This is a genomic window from Nostoc sp. UIC 10607, assembly GCF_047228265.1.
Lineage (GTDB): Bacteria > Cyanobacteriota > Cyanobacteriia > Cyanobacteriales > Nostocaceae > Nostoc > Nostoc foliaceum_A.
The window spans coordinates 1-2125 of record NZ_JBIQNW010000165.1 but is presented as its reverse complement, the minus strand read 5'-3'; the positions used below and the strand labels follow the sequence as shown (position 1 = coordinate 2125).

Here is a 2125-nt window from a genome sequence, read left to right as displayed (position 1 = left end):
GTTCACTAGTCGCCTCAAAATAGTTTCTTTTATTCATAGCGGGTGGCAGTGCCGCCTGTGCAGTTGCTCCTAAGAAACAGTATTTGCTTGGGGCTGAGGAGTAAGCTCAAAACCTAAAGCTAGAGCCTTTTTCTGGAGGTTATTGATGACTCGTTCTTGGTAACGTTGCTCATAATAATCCATGCCAATATCTTGATAGTTACCTCCTGTTGTCCAAAGTCGGTAGAAAATTCGTGCCAACTTATGAGCAGTAGCAGTGATAGCTTTAGGTGTACCCAGGCGAGAACGTAAGCGACGATAAAAAGCACCTAATGCAGAATTGCTCTTGCCAGCTGTTTGTGCAGCCATTCGGAAAGCATTGGTAGCAGGGTTAACTACCAAGCGAGTTCGAGAACTTTTAACTTTACCACCAGTGATGCGATTGCAAGGGCAAAGACCAAGCCAAGAAGTAAAATGTTTAACAGTTGGGAATCGGCTAGGATCTAAACCAACCTCAGAAATAATGGTCTGTACGGTAAGGATACCAAGACCATCAATGGCAGTGAAATCTACGCCATTAATTCGGTAAAGATGGGTACGTAAATCAAAAGCGGGTTCATTGCCTTGAGGTTTATTGCGAGGATGTTTTGGTTGCGGAAGTGGAGATTCATCAAGATTAACTTTGTCATTAAATTGAGCCAAGCACTCCTGTATTTGGCGGTCGCAGTCCGCTATTTGAGTTTGATAAACATCGTAAATTTGTAGTTCTTGTTGGAGTACAAAGACATGCTCACTGCGATAATCACCATTCAGGGCGGCAGCAATTTCTGCTTCTGAGCGTTTAGCGCGGTGATGCTTTTTAGCTGCCAAAATTTGTGGATTTCTTTCTCCTTCAACAATAGCTCGAATAATTGCCATACCAGTAGTACCAGTGATATCGCTAACAACTTTATGCAGTTGCACGTTCATCTGGGTTAAAGCTTTTTGCATCCGTTGAATGTGAACACAAGCACTTTTGATGAGACTATCTCGGTGGCGGATATAACTCCGTAATACACAAATTTGGTCTTCTGGGCGAAAAGAACCAGACAACAATCCGTAACTATGTAATTGTTGCAACCATTGACAGTCTAAAATATCAGTTTTACGTCCAGGCAATGTTTTAACGTGATGGGCGTTGACAAGTTTAACTTCAAAGCCCCTTGTCTCCAAGATTTGAAACAACGCAATCCAATATACCCCCGTTGATTCCATTGCTACAGTTTTCACTCCACAAAGAGCTAACCAATCAGCTAGAGCATACAGGTCAGCAGTGTAACAGCCAAAACGTCTGACACTTTCGGAGGCTCTATCTTTTGGAACGCTCACCCAGTGAAATTCTGAACCGATATCAATACCCGCTGCATTTGGGTTAATTGGTCTTAAGTCAGAAGTTTTATTCGCACTTGGTTGATGGGAACGGGATTTGGACTTTGGTGTTTTCATCATCAAAGGCTTCCTCACGAATGCGGAGTCATACTGGCAATTGGAGGTGTGCCCTGACCTGGGTTGACGGATGAATACAGTCTCCTAAACGGGATAATGGCAGCAACTATTTCACCAATCTTATAACCGTCTCAACCCAGAACCAAGCTTCTGTACGGGCGATTTTGCACCATTGGGGGATCGGTCTTAACTGTCAGGACACAATAAAAGTGTAATTTTTTTTGGTGCATCTTAATTTTGTTTCTTCCATCCATAACGGAAGCGATAGCGTCCGTAAACAGCTTCTGTCACTCTCCGGACTAAGCAAGTAGTAAAGAAGCTAAATCATCCATAAGCATAACAGGGTTTAAATTGATTCATTGCGGCAATTAAATGATTGAATCCTAGTAACAAATCTGAATTAGGGAAAATACTTAACCAGGGATAAATTAACCAAAATAGTAAAAGTGGTTGGATAATAAGACGCAGATTATTTAAAGTATTCTTCCATCCAGATTCATGATTCCATTGCGGATGATTAGAAAAATCAACATCATTATTTTCTTGTGCTTCAGTCTCAAGTTGATGAGATTGATTCAAGCCTAAGACATCGGTGAGAGGTTAGAATGATTGCACTTTTGTCAAGAGGGTGCAGGAAAAGGCGATAAATCCAGCTTGGGGA

At 41.8% G+C, this 2125-nt stretch carries 1 protein-coding gene and 1 pseudogene; both read right to left on the bottom strand.

Annotated elements, in window-relative coordinates; translation table 11 throughout:
- Positions 1-69: 69 nt before the first annotated feature.
- Positions 70-1464, bottom strand: a complete 1395-nt coding sequence (locus tag ACEYW6_RS36060; protein WP_412983583.1) for an IS110 family transposase — start codon at positions 1462-1464, stop codon at positions 70-72.
- 324 nt (positions 1465-1788) lie between these two features.
- Positions 1789-2052: pseudogene (locus ACEYW6_RS36055) on the bottom strand (IS701 family transposase); the annotation flags it as partial.
- Between the last annotated feature and the right edge of the window lie 73 nt (positions 2053-2125).

Coding starts and splice junctions, on each gene's coding strand:
- ACEYW6_RS36060 (WP_412983583.1), bottom strand. CDS start 1,464: ATGAAAACACCAAAGTCCAAATCCCGTTCCCATCAACCAAGTGCGAAT.